The following is a 19,731-nucleotide window of genomic DNA, read 5'->3' on the forward strand; positions in this document are numbered from 1 at the left end:
AGCGGCGGAGGAAACTTCGCCGCTTTCCGTTCTTCGCGGTACCTCTTCACAATCCCTTCGCTTTGCTTTAAAGCCGCGCCTTATCCGGTCGCAGCCCACCCGGTCAAAACAAGGGATCCTGAACTATGAAAACCATCGTCATCTGCTCCGGCGGATTGGACTCCGTTTCGCTTGCGCATAAAATCGCCGCGGAACATGACCTTCTTGCTCTCGTCTCCTTCGATTATGGCCAGCGCCACAGGAAGGAACTGGATTTTGCCGCCGATTGCGCCAGACGGCTCAGTGTGCCGCATCATATCATCGATATCAGAGCCATCGGCGCGCACCTCACCGGTTCCGCACTGACCGATGATGTGGAGGTGCCGGACGGGCATTATGCGGAGGAGACGATGCGTTCCACCGTGGTGCCGAACCGCAATGCCATCATGCTCACCATCGCGTTCGGGCTGGCTGCCGCACAGCAGGCGGATGCAGTGGCGATTGCCGTTCACGGCGGCGATCATTTCATCTACCCCGACTGCCGGCCGGGCTTCATCGACAGCTTCAATGCCATGCAGGCGCACGCGCTTGAAGGCTATGCTGATGTGAAACTCTTCGCGCCCTATGTCACCGTTTCCAAGGCGGCCATCGTGAACGATGGCGTAAAATACGGCACGCCGTTTGGCGAAACATGGTCCTGTTACAAGGGCGGCGTACGCCACTGCGGCCGCTGCGGCACATGCGTGGAACGGCGTGAGGCCTTTCATCTGGCTGGCGTGACCGACCCGACCGATTATGAGGACCCGGACTTCTGGGTGGCGGCCACCCATGCCTTTGCGGCGCAGGAGGTGCGTTGATGTTCCGCATCACCAAGGAATTTCACTTCTCCGCCTCGCACCAGTTGAAAAGCCTGCCCGCCGACCACCAGTGCAGCCGTCTGCATGGCCATAATTATATCGTTGAGGTCGAGCTTGCAGGCGAAGAGCTCAACGAGCACGGTTTCGTGCGCGATTACCATGAGCTTGCGCCGCTGAAGTACTACATTGACGACAAGTTTGATCATCGCCACCTGAATGATGTTCTCGGCCATGACCGGGTCACGGCGGAATACTTGGCGAAACATTTTTATGACTGGTGCAAGGAGCGTCTGCCGGAAACCAGCGCCGTGCGGGTTAGCGAAACCGCCAAGACCTGGGCGGAATACCGGCCATGACGGCGGCTGCACAAAAGATTGCAGCGAAGCACACCACGATCCGCATCAGCGAAATCTTCGGGCCGACCATTCAGGGCGAAGGTCTGCTGATCGGTTCACCGACGGTTTTTGTGCGAACGGGGGGCTGTGACTACCGCTGCTCCTGGTGCGATACGCTGCACGCGGTCGATAGCGATTATCGCGACACGTGGAAACCCATGTCGGTCGACGCAATCTGGCAGGAGGTGCGGCGGCTGTCCGCGGGTGTTCCGCTGACGGTCTCGTTGTCTGGCGGCAACCCTGCCATCCAGCCACTTGGCGAATTAATCGCAAAAGGGCAGTCCGAAGGTTATCGCTTCGCGCTTGAGACGCAAGGCAGCATCGCCAAGGGCTGGTTCGGCTCTCTCGACTACCTGGTTCTGAGCCCGAAACCGCCATCGAGCGGCATGGAGACGGACTGGTCGGCTTTCGCAGACTGTCTCGGTGTCGCTGGCACCCGACCGCAGGTGGCCTTGAAGGTTGTTGTTTTCGATGATGTTGATTACGCCTACGCCAAAGCCGCGTCAGCGCGGTTTCCGCATCTGGCGGTCTATCTTCAACCCGGCAACCACACCCCGCCGCCCCCGGATGATGACGACGCGCGTGTCGATATCGATGGGGTGATGGACCGGATGTTATGGCTGGTGGACAAGGTGAGCGAAGACCGCTGGTTTTCCGCCCGCGTGCTGCCGCAGCTTCATGTGCTCTTGTGGGGAAACAAGCGGGGCGTTTAACTGGCTGCGGTTCAGGTGCCCGTGCGCCAGGATATCGGGGGCCGCGATGGAAGTTCTGGGCGAATATTTCCGCCCAGAACCGACTTTTCTGAGCCTCAGCTCATCTGGCTGACGAACTTTGTCTCCAGATAGGCTTGAACTGCTTCCGAGCCGCCTTCCGTGCCGTAACCGGAGTCCTTGATGCCGCCGAAGGGGACTTCGGGGAGCGCAAGGCCGTTGTGGTTGATGGTCAGCATGCCGGCCTCGACCTGCTGGCCGAGCGCGTGCGCGGTCTTGACCGAGCCGGTGAAGGCATAGGATGCAAGACCGAAGGGCAGGCGGTTCGCTTCGGTGATGGCATCGTCAAACGTCGAGAAGCGGTTGATGATCGCGACCGGGCCAAAGGGCTCGTCGTTCATGATCTTCGCAGACGTGGGCACATTGGCGAGAACCGTCGGCTCGAAAAAATTGCCCTTGTTGCCGATGCGGCGGCCCCCGGTTTTCAGTTCGGCGCCGTGGGAAACGGCATCGTTGATGAGGCCTTCCAGTGCGGGAATGCGGCGCTCATTGGCGAGCGGCCCCATGACCACGCCGTCTTCCAGACCATTGCCCACCTTGATTGCCTTCGTGGCTTCCACGAAACCTTCGAGGAAACGATCCGCCACGCCGTCCTGCACGAGGAAGCGGGTGGGCGCGACGCAGACCTGACCGGCATTGCGGAACTTGGCAAGCGAGGTGACCTCGATCGCCTTGTCGATATCGGCATCGTCGAAGATCATGACGGGCGCATGACCGCCAAGTTCCATCGTCGCGCGCTTCATATGCTTGCCCGCAAGCGCTGCCAGATGTTTGCCGACCGGGGTTGAGCCGGTGAAGGAAATCTTGCGGATGACCGGATGCGGGATCAGGTATTCGGAAATTTCCGAAGGAACACCATAGACAAGGCCGATGACGCCGGCAGGCACACCGGCGTCGACGAAGGCGCGGATGAGTTCTGCCGGAGATGCCGGGGTTTCCTCGGGCGCCTTGACGATGATGGAGCAACCGGTGGAAAGCGCCGCGGAGAGCTTGCGGACGATCTGGTTGATCGGGAAATTCCAAGGCGTGAATGCTGCCACGGGACCGACCGGAAGCTTGATGGCAAGCTGCGAAACGCCGGTCGCGCGGGCAGGGATGACCTGGCCATAGGTGCGGCGGGCTTCTTCGGCAAACCAGTCGATGGTGTCGGCAGCACCCATGATCTCGGTGGCGGATTGCGCCAGCGGCTTACCTTGCTCGCGGGTCATGATATAGGCGATCTTTTCCTTGCGCTCGCGCAGGATATCGGCAGCCTTGCGCATGATCTTCGAACGCTCAAAGGGCGAGGTGTCGCGCCACAGCTTGAAACCGCGCTCGGCTGCGGCAAGCGCTAGATCAAGGTCTTCCTTCTCGGCATGGGCGATCGCGCCGATGATTTCGTCGGTCGCGGGATCGGACACGGCGATCGTCTTGCCGGAAACGGCGTCTCGCCATTCGCCATCAATGAGAAGTTTGATGTCGGGATAGGTGTGCATAGGGACTACCTTCATGATGCGGCCGATACGGCGCTAGCCGTCCGACCCGGAGACGTGAACAGATTTTCCTGACCGGACGATATCCGGCATCGCGGCTTTCGCTGCGCGGGACAGGTGTCTGGATATTTCCAGCAGAGGTTCAGGGACCGCCGGAAACGAAATCGACAGCCTTTATATTAAGTTTCGCGATGGGTGTTTCAACCGTGCACTTTGGCAATCGTGAGGATTTTTCGCTGAAGCAGCCCGCGCTCATGCTCCCGGTTTGCCTTTCGGATGGCGTTTGATTGGCCCGTATTTTACCGCGAATCAGAGGGCTTTCGCCGAGGAGGTCGTTGAGCAGTCTCGCCGCTATATAGACTCTCCCCCGTGGCCTGCGCCTTGGAAAAGCCTCCTGCTTGACCCATAACCGGGCGCCGGGATCAAAAAACTACATTAGCGCGAAAAACTTATCAAAAGAGTTTACTCAAAACCTAGAGAAAATACGGACAAAAACTCAGTGAGGATATAACATCATTTCCTGATATATATTGATACCGTCGGTTCCCTTGACCTTTAACGGTTGGCGAAAACCCTCGACCTGAACCTATCGATGGAGAAAAACCATGAGTTTCGCCCGGGTACTGCTCAGCGCGTTCTTGTCGCTCATATGGCTTTCCTGTGCCGAGGCGGGGGACATAGCCAAACCGCAGGGCAAGCCGATATTAACCATTTCCGGCAACATCACCAATACGAATGCCGACGGCGCTGCGCAGTTTGATCGCGACATGCTGGAAGCGCTCGGCATGGAGGCGGTGGAAACGACGACCCCCTGGCACGATGGCCGCGTTCGTTTCGAGGGTGTCCCGCTCTCTAAATTGATGGATATCGTGGGTGCAAAGGGCACCAACGTCACGGCAGTCGCGCTTAACGATTACGTCAGCACCATACCCATCGACGACTTTAAGAAATACAAGGTTATCCTGGCGATCAAACTGAATGGCAATTACATGACCGTTCGCGAAAAGGGCCCTTTGTTCGTCATATATCCCTATGACAGCGATCCGGAATTGCAAAAGCAGACCTATTACACACGGTCCGCATGGCAAGTTGCCAAATTGATAGTGGAATAAAGGTGCCGTTTGCGAAAACTTGTGGCGGTCATTATCTGTTGCTTCGTCCTGGCAACGGGCTATATCGCTTTCGTCATTGCCGAGCGGCAGACCGCTCTGCAGAAATTTGCCCGTTATAATGATTCCTGGGCCGTCAGCCAGACGGTCGCCGAATTCCTGCGTCTCCAAAACAGATTGGCGATGTTTGCGCTCTCTCCCGGTAAGGTAGACCGGGATGAATTGCAGTTGCGTCTGGACATCATGCTAAGCCGTCTCGAGCTTCTCAAACAGGGAAAACTTGGCGCCTTCATCAACGAACAGCAGCAGTGGCGGGAACTCGTCGCCAAGATCGATGATGTTTTGGCCAAGCTGGAGCAGCGGATCAACAGTCTCGAACCAGCAGAGGTTCCGGATTTGATTGCGGCGATGAGCGCGCTGGATGCGCCGATGACGACGCTTGCCTCGTCCTCGGTTGCCTTTGACGTCAATCTCATCGATACCGCACACGAGGATGTGCGCAAGCTTCACATCGTCTATACCGCGCTTGCAGGCGGCCTGATCCTGTGCGGCATCGCGCTGGTGATCTTGCTGCTTCGCCAGAACGATCTGCTGAACCGGGCGCAGAAAAGCATGCGTGGCCTGACCGACGATCTGCGGGCGGCCACGCTGGAATTGCAGGCGAAAAATGTCAGGCTCGAACATGACGCCTATCATGACGCGCTGACGGGGCTACCCAACCGCGCACTGTTCCGGCAGGAATTGATCGAGAGATTACGCCGATCCTTTGGCGGAACCGGCACGACCGCAATCCTGCTTCTCGATCTCGACGGGTTCAAGGACGTCAACGATACGCTTGGCCACGATGCGGGCGATGCGCTGCTTCAGGCGGTGGCGCAGCGTCTTTCGGCAATCGGCGGTGATTACGACATGGTCTGCCGTCTGGGCGGCGACGAATTCGCGGTGGTTTCCGACGATCTCAACGAAGATGCCGCGCGACGCCTCGCCTCCAAGCTCATCGACCAGATCAGCCGCACCTACCAGCTGGGTGAGCAGGAGGTCAAAATCGGCACCTGTATCGGCATCGCCATTTCGCATGGCGCCGTCGATGCGGACGAATTGTTCAAGCGTGCGGATCTCGCGCTTTACGAGGCCAAGGCTATCGGTCCCGGCCGGGCGAGTGTGTTCAAGGTTCGCATGCAGAAGCAGTTGACCGAAAAGAAGTCCTTCGAGGCTGACCTGCAGACTGCGCTGCAGAATGACGAGCTGGAAGTGTATTACCAGCCGCAGGTGGCAACCCAGACCCGCAAGCTCTGTGGCTTCGAAGCGTTATTGCGCTGGAAACATCCTATCCGCGGTGACGTGCCGCCCAGCGTGTTCATTCCCGTCGCAGAAAGGACTGGCCTCATTCATTCGCTCGGTAAATGGGTGATGGAAACCGCGTGCCGGGAGGCCATGCAATGGGACGAGGACATGAAGGTGGCGGTCAATCTTTCGCCCGTTCAGTTCCACAGCACCAGTCTCATCCAGAATGTCATGGGCGCGCTTGAAAAAAGCGGACTTGAGCCGAGCCGTCTGGAGCTTGAGATTACGGAATCTATCCTTCTCAACAAGAGCGACCAGACGATCAATACGCTGTCACGGCTGAAGGCGGTCGGCATCAAAATCGCGATGGATGATTTCGGTACCGGCTATTCGTCGCTCGCCAACCTGCGCGGCGTCCCCTTCGACAAGATCAAGATCGATCGTTCTTTCCTGCGAGATATAACCACCGACCGCGATGCGCTTGCGATCGTAGAATTCGTGGTTGGCGTCGGTCGCAGTCTGCGGATGACGACGATTGCCGAGGGGATCGAGACGGAAGAGCAATATGAGTGCGTGAGGCGCCTCGGCTGCGATCAGGTTCAGGGATATCTCATCAGCAGACCCCTGCCGGCGAAAGAACTGGTGGCTTGGAGTTCTGTGTGAACGAATGCCCGTTCTCTGGCGAAAGCGATGGCTTTTTTACTTGATTTGTCGTTGATTGCCAAACCGCAGCATCCGCTTCGCTGACGTTGCTGACTTTATGAAAAGGCATGAACTAATGGAAATACTGGACGTGCATGGGGTGGCCCTTCCTCTTTCTTCCGATGAGGTCTCGCCCGTCATCTGGCAGGCGCTGACCGACGGCAGCTATGAGGCAAAAGAAGCGCGGAGCGTCCTGAAAGCCATCAAACCAGGCGATCGTGTTCTCGAGTTGGGATCGGGCATCGGCATCATCACCTCGATCATCGCCGGCATTGAGGATGTATCCGTCTGGGCTTTCGAGGCCAATCCCTCCACGGCCGCGCTCGCGGAGCGGGTCATCAAGGCCAATTGCCGCGGCAATGTCGTGTTTTCGCAGGGACTTCTTACCGCCGACGAGCCGAGCTCCTATGCCTTTTATGTTCGCAAGGATCTCTGGATGTCGTCCATGGACGAAAATCAGGGCCCTTATGAAAAACGCATCGAAATCTCCTCCGCGAATATCGATGAATTTGTTGCGGAGCAGGGCATTACCGCGCTCGTTATGGATATAGAAGGCGCGGAGCGCGATCTGCTCGGCAAGGCCGAGCTTGCCGGCGTGGAGCGGATATTCGTTGAACTGCACGACCACCTTTACGGTCTCGCCGGCGTCCGCGACATCATGCAGGCACTCACCGCCAAAGGTTATGCCTATGATCCGCGCGGCTCTCGCGGTCCCTGCGTGCTGTTTTCCCGGGATGACGGCCCGAGGGAATACGATCCCGAGGTGGATTGAAAGCCGGGCATCTCACGCCGAGAGCGACGTTGGAAAGTTTGTTTTAAACTGCGGGCAGGGCGCTTAGCGTTTTGCCCGCAATCATTTTACCAGCCGCTTGCGCCATCCGGCGCAACCTTTGGAGCTTCATGCCGTTTAGTGCCCGTGTCACAATTCATCTGGTAGCGGGCGGCTCCATTATTATTGCCAAAAACGCAATTCATTCCGAATTATTATTGTAATTGTTGAGGCCGTTTTCCTGCGTCATTATCCCTCCATCAAACCGGCGCACAACAGGATGCACCGGAGATGCCAACGCAACCGAAGGAGAAACGATTATGGGCTTTGTTAAGACGACAGACGGAACCGAAATCTTCTACAAGGACTGGGGCCCGAAGGATGCCCAGCCGATCGTTTTCCACCACGGCTGGCCGCTCTCTTCCGATGACTGGGATGCGCAGATGCTGTTCTTCCTCTCCAAGGGGTTTCGCGTCGTCGCCCATGACCGCCGTGGCCACGGCCGCTCGGCGCAGGTCTCGGAGGGGCACGACATGGATCATTATGCTTCCGACGCCTTTGCGGTCGTTGAGGCGCTGGACCTGAAGAACGCCGTCCATATCGGTCACTCCACCGGCGGCGGCGAGGTTGCCCGTTATGTCGCAAAGCATGGTGAGCCCGCCGGCCGTGTCGCCAAGGCCGTTCTCGTTTCCGCCGTACCACCGATCATGGTGAAGACCGAAGCCAATCCGGAAGGCCTGCCGATGGAGGTTTTCGACGGCTTCCGCTCGGCGCTTGCCGCAAACCGTGCGCAGTTCTTCCGCGACGTGCCGGCTGGCCCGTTCTATGGTTTCAACCGCGATGGCGCGACCGTTCATGAAGGCGTGATCCAGAACTGGTGGCGTCAGGGCATGATGGGCAGCGCAAAGGCCCACTACGACGGCATCAAGGCCTTTTCTGAAACCGACCAGACCGAAGACCTGAAGAATATCAGCGTTCCGACGCTGGTTCTGCACGGCGAAGACGACCAGATCGTTCCGATCGCCGACTCGGCTCACAAATCGATCAAGCTGCTGAAAAACGGCACCCTGAAGACCTATCCCGGCTTCTCGCACGGCATGCTGACCGTCAATGCCGATGTGCTGAACGCCGACCTGCTTGCCTTTATCAAGGGCTGAGGCTTCTGCAGAACGGGAGGAATGCGGCCGGTTACTCGGCCGCATTTTATTTGGGCGAGGCCAGATTGTCCCGCCAGGCGGTGCGATAGGACGTCAGCTCGGGGATATCCCCCGCCGTGAAATGACGCTCTCGCCCTGCAACCGGCTTGATCCCGGTGAGGAGCGCAGCACCCGCACTGGTTCCCGTCGAGCCTTCCATGGCAATGACGTCGGTTTCTGCGAAAGCGGCGAGTGCCTTCAAATAGAGCGTGTTTCCGGCGAAGGGTCCTTCAACGACCACAGGTCCTCGTCGTTCAACGAGCGAAAGGCAGAATTCCGTCATCAGGGCGAGATAGAGCGAGGCAGTGGCATGTCGCTCCGCCCCTGTTGCATCGCCATCGGCGATCCAGCGTGCCGCCTTTTCCGGAAAGGGGCCGGAGCCGCTGACAACGCTCGGCAGCAGCATCATTCCTTTTTCGATAACTCCGCCGAGCGCGGCTTCAATCTCGTGGATCGTCGCTGGCCCGAATTGCGCCGCCAACATCTCATATTCCCTGCCGCCCATGAAGCGAGAGGAAGGAACGGGTCGCCCGAGGGCATCGACATTCAAAAGCGTATCGCGGCTGGGATCCAATGCATCCGCCTTGCCGCCAATGGCGAAATTCACCACCCAGGTGCCGGTGGAAACGACAGAAAAATCTCCGTTGCGGCGAAGAAGGTGCGGCAGGAGCGAGGCATTGGAATCATGGATGCCGCAATAGACCGGCATCGTCGCAGACAGCCCGGTTTCCTGCGCCAGCGATGGGTGGATCGTTCCCAGCACATCGAAAGCGGAGCGGACAGGCGCCATCAGATGCTGGATGCCGAGACGCTCCACCAGCGAGGAAAAGCTCTTCCGGCGCGGGTTCCACAGGTCCGTGTGGCAACCAAGCGATGTCGTTTCGGTTGCCTGAACGCCGGTCAGCAGCCCTGCCCAATATTGCGGGTAAGTGACGATGTCGCGCACCTTGGCGAAATCGTCCGGAAAGGCGGTTTTCTGGAAATGGATTTGTGCACCGAGGTTCAGTCCTGCAGGAAGCTGCGGCGAGCCGGTCTCTGCGAAATCGGGCCTGAGCTCGCGATATACTTTCTGAACGGGTTTGGGGTAGCTATGTTCGTAATCGAGCACCGGCATGGCAAGGTTGCCGTTTCCATCGAGAAGCGCTGCTGAAGCGCCATGGGTGGTAATGGAAATCGCATCGAAACCCGGCTCGCGGCCAAACCGCTGAAGCGCGGAAAGAATGAAGTGCCAGAGCATCTCCACATCATAATGCGGGTAGGGGCCATCGCGGAGAACGGGGTTCGTCCGCTTCTCGCAGGCAATTTCCTCGCCGCTGCCGGTGTCGATGACGACCACTTTGGCATTGGTCTTGCCGATATCGATGACCGCGACCCGGCTCGGTCTGGTGCTCTCGCTCATGGCAGATGGAACACCGTCACCAGGTCTTTTACAACGGGTGAATTATCGGGATTGCTGTCCATGATGTCGGCCATATGGGCCCACCACTTTTTCATCACGGGGTGTTCGGGCAAAGCCGCCATGCCGTGGGTCTTCGGCCGCGTCAGCACGCCGAAGAGAGTGTTGGTTTCCGGGTCGAGATGGATGGAGTAGTCGCTGACACCTGCCTCGTGCAGCAGCGCCACCAGTTCAGGCCATATCTCGTCGTGGCGCTTTTTGTATTCGGCCTCCTTGCCGGCGAAGAGTTTCATCTTGAAGGCGTGTTTTTCGAGTTCCGGCATGGCTCAGCCTTTCATGGCTCGAAGGCGGCGGACGACGATGGGGATGGCGATGGTGATGATCAGCAGCAGACCGACAAAGATCGACATGACGATACCGGGCACATTCAAAAGACCGAGACCGAAAGTGACGAGGCCCATGACGAAGGCGGCGATGACGACGCCTGCAATTGTGCCGGAACCGCCGAGAATGGAAACGCCGCCCAGCACCACCATGGTCACCACCTCAAGCTCCCAGCCTTGAGCGATCGACGGGCGGGTAGAGCCGAGCCGCGAGGTGAGGCAGACGGCGGCGATGCCGCTCATCAGGCCGGTGAGCAGGAAGAGGATGAACTTCACGCGCTCGACGGGAATGCCGGAAAAGCGGGCGGCGAAGGGGTTGGTGCCGATGACATAGACCTGCCGGCCGAAATTGGTGGCGTGCAGCAAAATGGCGAAGAGGACGGCCATGACGATGAACAGCACGAATTCGAAGGAGATCACCCAGAACACATAGCCTTGACCGAAATAGCCGAAATCCGCCGGATATTTGCCATAGGCCTGATCCCCCAGCACCATGTAGGAAATACCGCGAAACAGGCTCATGGTGCCGATGGTGACGACGATAGAGGGCAGTTTCAGCCCCGCGACCAGAAAGCCGTTGAAGGCGCCGCAGAAAAGCCCGGTGCCAATGCCAATGGCGACGAGGCCGGGCGTGCCGACACCCATCTGCACCGCCGCTCCCATGGCGGTGGAGGCGAGCGCGATGATCGCGGCGACCGACAGGTCGATTTCACCGGCGATGATCAGAAGCGCCATGGCAAAGGCGATGATGGCCTTTTCCGTGAAGTTGAAGGTGGCGTCAGACAGATTCCAGGCATTGAGGAAATAGGGCGAGGCGAGCGAATTGGCGATGAAGATGAGGATCGCGACGCCAAGCAGCAGCACTTCCCAACTGGCCATGATACGGCTGAGCGGCGTGCCGAGTTTGTCGGGAATGACGCGCGGCGCCTGCGATGGTTGGGAGTTCGTGCTCATGCGGATGCTTCCTTGCCATGGTTTGCGGCGGCCCTGTCACGCAGGATGATGCGGCCCTTCCTGGCCTCAGCGCGCGCGTTGAAGACAACAGCGAGCACGATGACCACGCCTGATATCGCCATCTGCGCGAAGGGCGAGATGCCGATGACGGGCAGCGCGTTCTTGATGACGCCGAGGAACAGCGCGCCAAGCACCGCTCCTGCCACCGAGCCGATGCCGCCGGCAATCGAGATGCCGCCGATCACATTGGCCGCCACACTATCCAGTTCGAAACCGGCGGCGATATCCACATAGGCGACGGCGTAACGCGACACCCAGAGATAGCTGGCGAGACCGGCGAGCGCGCCCGAGAGCACGAAGGCGAAGAAGCGGGTGCGGCCGACATCGATGCCGGCATAGACGGCAGCACCAGGATTGCCGCCGGCGGCGTAAGCGGAGCGACCGAAGGAGCTGCGCGTGAGCACCAGCCAGGCCCCGGCAATGATGAGAATGGCGACCCACGACAGAACCGGCATGCCGAGGATCATGGTGCGCGGCACATTGAGGAAGGTCGGCGAAAACTGATGCGCATTCACCCAGCCGCCGCCCGAAAGCACGAAGGCCATGCCGCGATAGATGGTAAGGGTGCCGAGCGTGACGACGATGGGCGGAATGCCGAGCCACCAGACGAGTATGCCGTTGATGGAACCCAGAAACGCCCCGATGCCGACCGCCATGGCAATGAGAAGCGGCAGCGGAATGCCCGGAAAGGCGGCATTGGTCATCGCCACGGCCATGCCGGTAAAGGCGAGATTGGCGGCGACGGAGAGATCGATGGATCTGGTGAGAATGACCGCCATCTGGCCGAGCGCCAGAATGATGAGGATGGACGTATCATTGAATATGTTGACGAGATTGCCGGGCCGGCCGAAGCCGGGTGCGCGCAGGGCAAAGCCAGCAATCATGACGATGATGATGCCCGCCAGCAGCCATTCGCGATTTTTGAGTAGACGTTGCATGTTCGTGGCCCCTCTCAGGCATTGCCGGTGGCGGCGCGCACCAGCTTTTCCGGAGAAAAATCGGCGCGTTCGAACTGGCCCGCCATCAGGCCTTCTCGCATCACGATGGCGCGGTCGGACATGCCGAGGATTTCGGGAAGTTCGGATGAAATCATGATGATGGACAGGCCTTCGGCGGCAAGCTCGCTGATGAAGCCATGCACGGCGGCCTTGGAGCCGATATCGATGCCCTTGGTCGGTTCATCGAGAATGATGACCTTCGGCTGGGTGGCGAGCCACTTGCCAATCACCACCTTCTGCTGGTTGCCGCCCGAAAGCGTGCCAACAGGCACCGAAAGGGCGGCGGCGCGCAGATCGAGCCGCGCGGCATATTTGCGCGCCAGCGCGAATTCATTGGCGGCGGCGAGAAAACCTTTGCGCGAGGTGCGGGTGAGGGAGGGCAGCGACATGTTCTGGTAGATCGGCATATCGAGCGCCAGCCCATGACGACCGCGCTCTTCCGGCACATAAACGATGCCGGCGCGGATCGCATCTTCAGGCGAGCGGATGGCGAGCGGCTGGCCGTTCAGCGTCACCTCACCTGAGGCCGGGCGGGTGATGCCGAACAACGACTGGCAAAGTTCGGAGCGCCCGGCGCCGATCAGCCCGTAAAGACCGAGAATTTCACCCCTGCGCAGATTCAGGGAAATATCGCGGAATTCGGTCTGATGTGAATAATCGCGGACTGAAAGAACCGTTGGACCAAGGGGGACGGCCTGTTTGGGAAAGGCATTCGTCACGTCGCGGCCAACCATCAGTCGCACGATTTCATCTTGCGGGGTGGTGGCAAGCGTGCCGGCGCCAACCATTTTTCCGTCACGGAACACGGCATAATTCTCGGCGATTTCATAGACTTCATCGAACTTGTGGCTGATGAAGAGGATCGCCTTGCCCTGCCGCTTTAGACCTTCAACGATACGGAAGAGATCGTCGATTTCCTTGCGGGAAAGAGCCGCGGTCGGCTCGTCCATGATAACGATACGCGCCTCGACGGACAGCGCTCTGGCGATTGCGACCAGATGGCGCTGCGCAATCGACAAGTCTTTCAGCCGAATTGAAGGATCGATGGTGCTTTCCAGCTGTTCCAGCAGACTTCTGGCACGCGCATTGATGGTCTTCCAGTCGATCAGGCCAAAACGGCCTTTTGGCGCATGGCCGAGGAAGATGTTTTCGCCGACCGAAAGCTCATCGAACAGCACGGTTTCCTGATGAATGGCGGTAACGCCTGCATCGATGGCATCCTGTGCGCTGTGAAAGTGGACAGTCTTGCCATCCAGCAGGATTTCGCCTTCGTTCGGGCGATAGATGCCGGTAAGGATCTTGACGAGCGTGGATTTGCCCGCGCCGTTCTCGCCGATCAGCGCGGTAACCTTGCCGGGGTATAGCGCGATATCGACGCTATCGAGCGCTTTCACGCCAGGGAATATCTGGCTGATGCCGCGCATTTCCAGAATGGGCGTGGGGCTGGGGGCCTCTGTCATGTTGATGGTTTGGGTTTCAGCATGCATTATCAGGTCTTACCGGTCAGTTTCGAGTGAAGTGATCGGGGCTACCCCCCTCTGCCCTGCCGGGCATCTCCCCCACAAGGAGGGAGATCGGCCAGAAGAAAACGCTCGCTCACTCGCAACGTTGGAGATGGCCGAGAGGCCGCCGCATATCGATCTCCCCCTTTGTGGGGGAGATGCCCGGCAGGGCAGAGGGGGGCGACCTTCGCACCGCCGGATATTATCAAGATCAAAAAATCTTCGAGAACTGATCGATATTCTTCGCGTCATAGATGAACGGATCAGCCATCGCCGCTTCGCTGTTTTCGCCAACCTTGATCTTGCCCATGCGGCCAGCTTCGATTTCCGAGCCCGGCTTGCCATCGGTTTCGCCCTTTACCAGACGATAGGCGATCTGGGTGGCGGAGTAACCGAGGTCGATCGGGTTCCAGATGGCGAATTCCTTTGTCGCACCGGACTTGATGGCGCCCGCCATTTCGGACGGCAGGCCAAGGCCTGTGACGAAGACCTGACCGATCTTGCCCGCATCCTTCACGGCCTGCGAAGCGGCGAGAACGCCGACCGTCGTCGGTGCCACGATGACCTTCACATTCGGCTGCGAGGAGAGCAGGCCCTGCGCTTCGCGATAGCTCTTGTCGGCAAGGTCGTCACCGTAAACCGTGGTGACGAGGTTGAGGCCGGGGAAATCCTTCAGCTGCTTTTTCATCTCGCCGATCCAGACATTCTGGTTCGTGGAGGTGGTGGTAGCAGAGAGAATGGCGAAATCGCCCTTGCCGCCTTCCAGATGTGCCGCAGCCAGCTGCAGGCACATCTTGCCGATCAGCGCGTTGGACGAGGGGTTGAGCTGGAGAATGCGGCCTTCAGGTGCTACGCCGGAATCCCAGGAAATGACCTTGATACCGCGCTGTGCCGCCTTTTTCAGTGCAGGCACAACGGCGTCAGGATCGTTTGCGGAAATCGCGATGGCGTCAACGCCCTGCGCGATCAACGAATTGATGACTTCGATCTGGCCTTCCGCCGTGGTGCTGGTCGGGCCGGTATAGATGATCTCGACGCCGCCGAGGTCCTTTGCGGCTTCCTGTGCGCCCTTGTTGGCGGCTTCGAAAAAGCCGTTGCCGAGCGATTTGACGACGAGCGCGATCTTGACGTCGGCGGCCTGGGCGACGCCGCCCAGCCCCGCGACGGAAAGCGCCGCGCTCAGTGCCAAGACGCTGGTCAATGTTCTGCGTGTAAGTTTCATGTCCCTTTTCCTCCCGTTTTGAACCTTGTTTTCTCTCCGGCGCTCCTCATGCGACCGAAGAAGAATGCTCCTCATCCGGCGGGCCGGATGTTTTTCCGACGGCACCGGCAATCAGCAATTCGACGCCGGCATTTTCCACCATCCTTGCCGCCTCGTCTGAAATCCCGTCATCGGTGATGATGGTCGTGACGTTTTCGAGCGGGCATAAAATCAGGCTGGACCGTTTCTGGAATTTGGAAGAATCGACCATTACGATCAGCTCTTCCGCCTGCCGCATCAGCTTCTGTTCGCTCTGGATCACCAGCGCGTCGGATTCCATAATGCCGAGCGCGCCGACACCTTGCGCACCGAGAAATATCCGCCGCGCATAAAAATTGCGGATCGCATCATTCTCGAAAGGCGACAGGATCAGGCTCTGGTCGCGATAGATCGCGCCGCCTGGCACGCTGACACTGCATTTGGAATGTTTGACCAGATGCTCGGCGATGGCGAAAGAATTGGTCATCACCTGCAGGCGGCGCGCCGCCATGTAATGCACCATCTGAAATGTCGTGGTGCCGCCATTCAGGATGATCGCGTCGCCATCGTGGCACAGATCGACCGCTTTGCGCGCAATTGCGCGTTTCTTGTCGATATTGACCGATTCGGAAACGCGGAACGGTCGGGCTGCAAGGTTGCCGAGCTGCGGCGGATGGACCGCCTCCGCCCCGCCGCGCACGCGCCGCAACTTTCCCTGAACATGCAAAGACGCGATATCCCTGCGGATCGTCGCTTCCGACGCATCCGTCAGTTCGGCAATATCCTGCACCGTCACGACAGCTTTTTCCTGTGTGGCGCTCAAGATGATGCGATGGCGTTCGCGTTCGTGCATGGGGTCCTCCTGACCGTGATTATTCGCAAACTCTTTACGTTGTCAATCAAGAACGATCAAATTATTCAATATCGCGCTGCAGCATGAGAATTTATGATCGTTTTTGATTGACATTGTGCTTTTGGATGCGCGATACCTGCCATTAAAGGAGGCGGGCCGATATCGGCTCCGCGAATGCAGACAGATATTGGGAGGAAGACATGACGGGAACATCCCGCCTTCTCGAAAGCCGTTGGGACGACGCCTATGCGAAGACGCTCGATGAGCCCGGCAAGCTGCTTTATCGCTCCAATCTCTTGGGGGCCGACAAGCGCATCACCAATTATGGTGGCGGCAATACGTCTGCGAAGGTTCTTGAGACTGATCCGCTGACCGGCGAAAAGGTCCGTGTTATGTGGGTCAAAGGCTCCGGCGGCGATGTCGGCACCATCAAGCTTGATGGTTTCGCAACGCTTTATCTCGAGAAGCTGGAAGCGCTGAAGGGCATTTATAAGGGCGTTGAAGACGAGGACCGCATGGTCGGTTTCCTGCCGCACTGCACCTTCAACCTCAACCCGCGCGCCGCCTCCATCGATACGCCGCTGCATGGTTTCGTGCCCTATGATCATGTCGATCACATGCATCCCGATGCGATCATTGCGATTGCCGCCTCGAAGAATTCGAAAGAACTGACGCAGCAGATCTTTGGCGATGAAATCGGCTGGCTACCCTGGCGTCGTCCCGGTTTCCAGTTGGGTCTTGATCTCGAAGCTTTCGTCAAGGCCAATCCTGGGGCCAAGGGCGTGGTGCTGGAAAGTCACGGCCTCTTCACCTGGGATAACGACGCAAAGGCTTGCTACGAACTGACGCTCGCGATCATCAACAAGGCGATCGAGTGGTTTGCGGAAAAGACCGAAGGCAAAGTGATTTTCGGCGGTGCCGTGGCCAAGAGCCTGCCGGTAGCCCAACGTCGCGCCATCGCTGCCCGGCTGATGCCGGAAATCCGTGGCAGCATCGGCCGCGAGGAACGCAAGCTCGGCCATTTCGATGATCAGGATGCGGTTCTGGAATTCGTCAATTCGAAAGACCTGAAGCCGCTCGGGAACCTCGGGACATCCTGCCCGGACCATTTCCTGCGCACGAAAATCCGTCCGCTGATTCTCGATCTCGATACGGCGAACCCGGATGTGGACGCGCTTACCGCCGGTCTCGACTCGGCGCTTGAGGCTTACCGCGCGGATTACACGCGCTACTATGAGGCCTGCCGCCACGATAATTCACCGAAGATGCGCGATCCGAACCCGGTGATTTTCCTCATCCCCGGCGTCGGCATGTTGTCTTTCGCGAAAGATAAGGCGACCGCCCGCATTGCCGGCGAGTTTTACGTCAACGCCATCAACGTGATGCGCGGTGCTTCCACCGTATCGGAATATCAGGGTCTTCCGGAGCAGGAAGCCTTCGATATCGAATATTGGCTGCTGGAAGAAGCAAAGCTGCAACGCATGCCGAAGCCGAAAAGTCTTGCCGGCCGCGTCGCCTTCGTCACCGGTGGTGCCGGCGGCATAGGCCGGGCAACCGCGGAACGGCTGGCAGGCGAGGGCGCCTGCGTTGTGCTGGCGGATATTGACGAGGCGGCGCTGGAAGCTGCCAAGGGTGATTTCGTCAAAAGTTACAGCGGCGATGCGGTGCGCACCGTCAAGCTTGATGTGACGCAGGAAGATGCCGTCATTTCCGCCTTTGCGGAAGCGAGCGTGGAATTCGGGGGTGTGGATATTCTGGTCTCCAATGCCGGCATCGCCTCCTCCGCCCCGGTGGAAGAGACGACGCTTGCCATGTGGAACAAGAATATCGACATTCTCGCGACAGGCTATTTCCTCGTTTCGAGAGAAGCATTCCGGCTGCTGCGGCGACAGAATCTCGGCGGCAACGTCGTTTTTGTCGCTTCCAAGAATGGCCTTGCCTCTTCTCCCAATGCGTCGGCCTATTGCACGGCAAAGGCCGCTGAAATTCATCTCGCCCGTTGCCTTGCGCTCGAAGGGGCAGAAGCCGGCATTCGCGTCAACACTGTCAATCCCGATGCCGTCCTGCGCGGTTCGAAGATCTGGAGCGGCGAATGGCGCGAGCAGCGCGCGGCGTCTTCCAAGATCGAGGTGACCGACCTGGAGGAACATTACCGCAAGCGGTCGATGCTGAAGCTGAACGTCTTTCCGGAAGATATCGCCGAGGCGATCTACTTCCTGGCGTCCGACGCCTCCGCCAAATCGACCGGCAACATCATCAATGTCGATGCCGGTAATGCGCAGAGTTTTACGCGATAGGGCGTTTGGGGCCTTCTTATTTCCGTCATTCCGGCATTGTGCCGGAATCCAGCCAGCCCAACTCCTTGGGCTGAAGGAACTTATCCCGCCGCGCGGACGCGCGTCGACCGGACACCGGCACAGTGCCGGTATGACGGAGATAAGGTCTATAAGCTAAGCATGCACGGGACCAATTCCGGGGAGGAAGAAATGACCGAGACGAAAATCGCCGCTGATGTTATCGCGGCTGAAAACGAAAAACGCATTGTCGCGCTGACGCAAGATTACGATGCGCTTGGCAACCAGCTTGGCCGCCGCAATATTGATATCGATGCCATCGCCGCCAAGGTGGCGGAGTTTTTCGTCGCCGTGCCCTCTTGGGGCGTTGGTACCGGTGGCACCCGTTTTGCCCGTTTTCCCGGCACGGGCGAGCCCCGCGGCATTTTCGACAAGCTCGATGATTGCGCCGTCATCAACCAGCTGACACGGGCGACGCCCAACGTTTCCCTGCATATTCCGTGGGATAAGGAAGACCCGAAGCGATTGAAGGCGCATGCCGATGCGCTGGGCCTCGGTTTCGACGCCATGAATTCCAACACGTTTTCGGACGCGCCGGGCCAGAGCCATTCCTACAAATACGGGTCGCTGAGCCACACGGATGCCGCCACGCGTCGGCAGGCCGTCGAGCACAACATCGAATGTGTCGAAATTGGCAATGCCATCGGCTCCAAGGCGCTAACGGTGTGGGTGGGCGATGGCTCCAACTTCCCCGGCCAGAGCAATTTCACCAGGAGTTTCGAGCGTTATCTCGCGGCCATGGCGGATATCTACAAGGCGCTGCCAGATGATTGGCGCATCTTTTCCGAACACAAGATGTACGAGCCGGCCTTCTATTCCACCGTGGTACAGGACTGGGGCACCAATTACCTCATCGCCAATACGCTCGGCGAAAAGGCCTTCTGCCTCGTCGATCTCGGCCATCATGCGCCGAACACCAATATCGAGATGATCGTCGCCCGGCTTATCCAGTTCGGAAAGCTCGGCGGTTTCCATTTCAACGACAGCAAATATGGCGATGACGATCTGGATGCCGGCTCGATCGAGCCCTACCGGCTGTTCCTTGTCTTTAACGAACTGGTGGACGCCGAACATCGCGGCGTGAAGGGTTTCCATCCCGCGCATATGATCGACCAGTCGCATAATGTGACGGACCCGATCGAGAGCCTGATCTCCAGCGCCAATGAAATTCGCCGCGCTTATGCGCAGGCCTTGCTGGTGGATCGCATGGCGCTCGATGGCTATCAGCAGGAGAATGATGCGATGATGGCCTCAGATACGTTGAAACGGGCTTATCGTACCGATGTCGAGCCTATTCTCGCCATGGCGCGACATCAGGCCGGCGGCGCGATTGACCCGATTGCGACCTATCGTGCCAGCGGCTACCGAAAGCGGGTGGCTGCAGAACGCCCGGCATCCATAGGCGGTAGCGGCGGCATTGTGTAGTCCTCTCGCGCTTTAGGTGGAGGAGCGCCGGAG

At 58.8% G+C, this 19,731-nt stretch carries 17 protein-coding genes; 9 read left to right on the forward strand and 8 right to left on the reverse strand.

Going from position 1 to position 19,731, the window contains the following annotated elements:
• Positions 1-125: 125 nt before the first annotated feature.
• Genes queC through queE form a run of 3 tightly spaced genes read left to right on the forward strand, consistent with a single transcriptional unit; the run spans position 126 to position 1,944 of the window.
• Positions 126-836 carry a 7-cyano-7-deazaguanine synthase QueC gene (gene queC / locus AT6N2_RS21305; protein ID WP_209091270.1) on the forward strand — a complete coding sequence of 237 codons (711 nt, stop codon included), beginning with the start codon at positions 126-128 and terminating at the stop codon, positions 834-836.
• Positions 836-1,192: a 6-carboxytetrahydropterin synthase QueD gene (queD, locus tag AT6N2_RS21310; protein WP_063949185.1), complete on the forward strand. Its 357-nt coding sequence runs from the start codon at positions 836-838 to the stop codon at positions 1,190-1,192. The genes queC and queD overlap by 1 nt, the downstream gene beginning before the upstream one ends.
• Positions 1,189-1,944 (forward strand): 7-carboxy-7-deazaguanine synthase QueE, encoded by a 756-nt coding sequence (gene queE / locus AT6N2_RS21315; RefSeq protein ID WP_209091272.1) that lies wholly within the window; start codon positions 1,189-1,191, stop codon positions 1,942-1,944. Before queD ends, queE begins: the two co-directional genes overlap by 4 nt.
• A gap of 95 nt (positions 1,945-2,039) precedes the next feature.
• Here queE and AT6N2_RS21320 read toward each other — a convergent pair whose 3' ends face one another.
• A complete protein-coding gene (locus AT6N2_RS21320; protein ID WP_063949187.1) occupies positions 2,040-3,476 on the reverse strand; it encodes an NAD-dependent succinate-semialdehyde dehydrogenase in 1,437 nt (478 codons plus the stop codon).
• 602 nt (positions 3,477-4,078) lie between these two features.
• Here AT6N2_RS21320 and AT6N2_RS21325 point away from each other — a divergent pair.
• The 4 genes from AT6N2_RS21325 (at position 4,079) to AT6N2_RS21340 (ending at position 8,494) form a co-directional block, all read left to right on the forward strand.
• On the forward strand, positions 4,079-4,585 hold the full coding sequence (locus tag AT6N2_RS21325) for a molybdopterin-dependent oxidoreductase (protein ID WP_063949188.1): 507 nt from the start codon (positions 4,079-4,081) through the stop codon (positions 4,583-4,585).
• A 21-nt stretch (positions 4,586-4,606) separates the two neighbouring features.
• A complete protein-coding gene (locus tag AT6N2_RS21330) occupies positions 4,607-6,529 on the forward strand; it encodes a putative bifunctional diguanylate cyclase/phosphodiesterase (RefSeq protein ID WP_233282562.1) in 1,923 nt (640 codons plus the stop codon).
• A 115-nt stretch (positions 6,530-6,644) separates the two neighbouring features.
• Complete coding sequence (locus AT6N2_RS21335; RefSeq protein ID WP_144576567.1) at positions 6,645-7,340, forward strand: FkbM family methyltransferase; 696 nt, start codon at positions 6,645-6,647, stop codon at positions 7,338-7,340.
• A gap of 317 nt (positions 7,341-7,657) precedes the next feature.
• Entirely contained in the window at positions 7,658-8,494 is an 837-nt protein-coding gene (locus tag AT6N2_RS21340) for an alpha/beta fold hydrolase (RefSeq protein WP_063949191.1), read from the forward strand.
• Positions 8,495-8,540: 46 nt separating this feature from the next.
• On the opposite strand, the gene AT6N2_RS21345 is transcribed toward AT6N2_RS21340, so the two are convergent.
• The 7 genes from AT6N2_RS21345 to AT6N2_RS21375 all read right to left on the reverse strand — a co-directional run bounded on the left by AT6N2_RS21345 (position 8,541) and on the right by AT6N2_RS21375 (position 15,919).
• Positions 8,541-9,932: an FGGY-family carbohydrate kinase gene (locus AT6N2_RS21345; protein ID WP_209091274.1), complete on the reverse strand. Its 1,392-nt coding sequence runs from the start codon at positions 9,930-9,932 to the stop codon at positions 8,541-8,543.
• Positions 9,929-10,252, reverse strand: a complete 324-nt coding sequence (gene rhaM, locus AT6N2_RS21350) for an L-rhamnose mutarotase (RefSeq protein ID WP_209091276.1) — start codon at positions 10,250-10,252, stop codon at positions 9,929-9,931. Before rhaM ends, AT6N2_RS21345 begins: the two co-directional genes overlap by 4 nt.
• Positions 10,253-10,255: 3 nt before the next feature.
• A complete protein-coding gene (locus AT6N2_RS21355) occupies positions 10,256-11,266 on the reverse strand; it encodes an ABC transporter permease (protein WP_144576563.1) in 1,011 nt (336 codons plus the stop codon).
• Positions 11,263-12,264: an ABC transporter permease gene (locus AT6N2_RS21360; RefSeq protein ID WP_209091278.1), complete on the reverse strand. Its 1,002-nt coding sequence runs from the start codon at positions 12,262-12,264 to the stop codon at positions 11,263-11,265. The genes AT6N2_RS21355 and AT6N2_RS21360 overlap by 4 nt, the downstream gene beginning before the upstream one ends.
• Before the next feature lie 14 nt (positions 12,265-12,278).
• Positions 12,279-13,811 (reverse strand): sugar ABC transporter ATP-binding protein, encoded by a 1,533-nt coding sequence (locus AT6N2_RS21365; protein ID WP_233282563.1) that lies wholly within the window; start codon positions 13,809-13,811, stop codon positions 12,279-12,281.
• A gap of 226 nt (positions 13,812-14,037) precedes the next feature.
• Positions 14,038-15,048 carry a rhamnose ABC transporter substrate-binding protein gene (gene rhaS, locus AT6N2_RS21370; RefSeq protein ID WP_144576561.1) on the reverse strand — a complete coding sequence of 337 codons (1,011 nt, stop codon included), beginning with the start codon at positions 15,046-15,048 and terminating at the stop codon, positions 14,038-14,040.
• Between the two features lie 46 nt (positions 15,049-15,094).
• The gene (locus AT6N2_RS21375; protein WP_209091280.1) at positions 15,095-15,919 is read right to left on the reverse strand and encodes a DeoR/GlpR family DNA-binding transcription regulator; all 825 of its coding nucleotides are present in this window, start codon (positions 15,917-15,919) and stop codon (positions 15,095-15,097) included.
• 200 nt (positions 15,920-16,119) lie between these two features.
• Here AT6N2_RS21375 and AT6N2_RS21380 point away from each other — a divergent pair, with 200 nt between their 5' ends.
• Positions 16,120-18,216, forward strand: coding sequence for a bifunctional rhamnulose-1-phosphate aldolase/short-chain dehydrogenase (locus AT6N2_RS21380; RefSeq protein WP_209091282.1), 2,097 nt, complete (start codon positions 16,120-16,122; stop codon positions 18,214-18,216).
• A gap of 189 nt (positions 18,217-18,405) precedes the next feature.
• The gene (gene rhaI / locus AT6N2_RS21385) at positions 18,406-19,698 is read left to right on the forward strand and encodes an L-rhamnose catabolism isomerase (protein WP_209091284.1); all 1,293 of its coding nucleotides are present in this window, start codon (positions 18,406-18,408) and stop codon (positions 19,696-19,698) included.
• The last annotated feature ends 33 nt before the right edge of the window (positions 19,699-19,731 follow it).

The sequence above is a fragment of the Agrobacterium tumefaciens genome (assembly GCF_017726655.1).
Lineage (GTDB): Bacteria > Pseudomonadota > Alphaproteobacteria > Rhizobiales > Rhizobiaceae > Agrobacterium > Agrobacterium tumefaciens_B.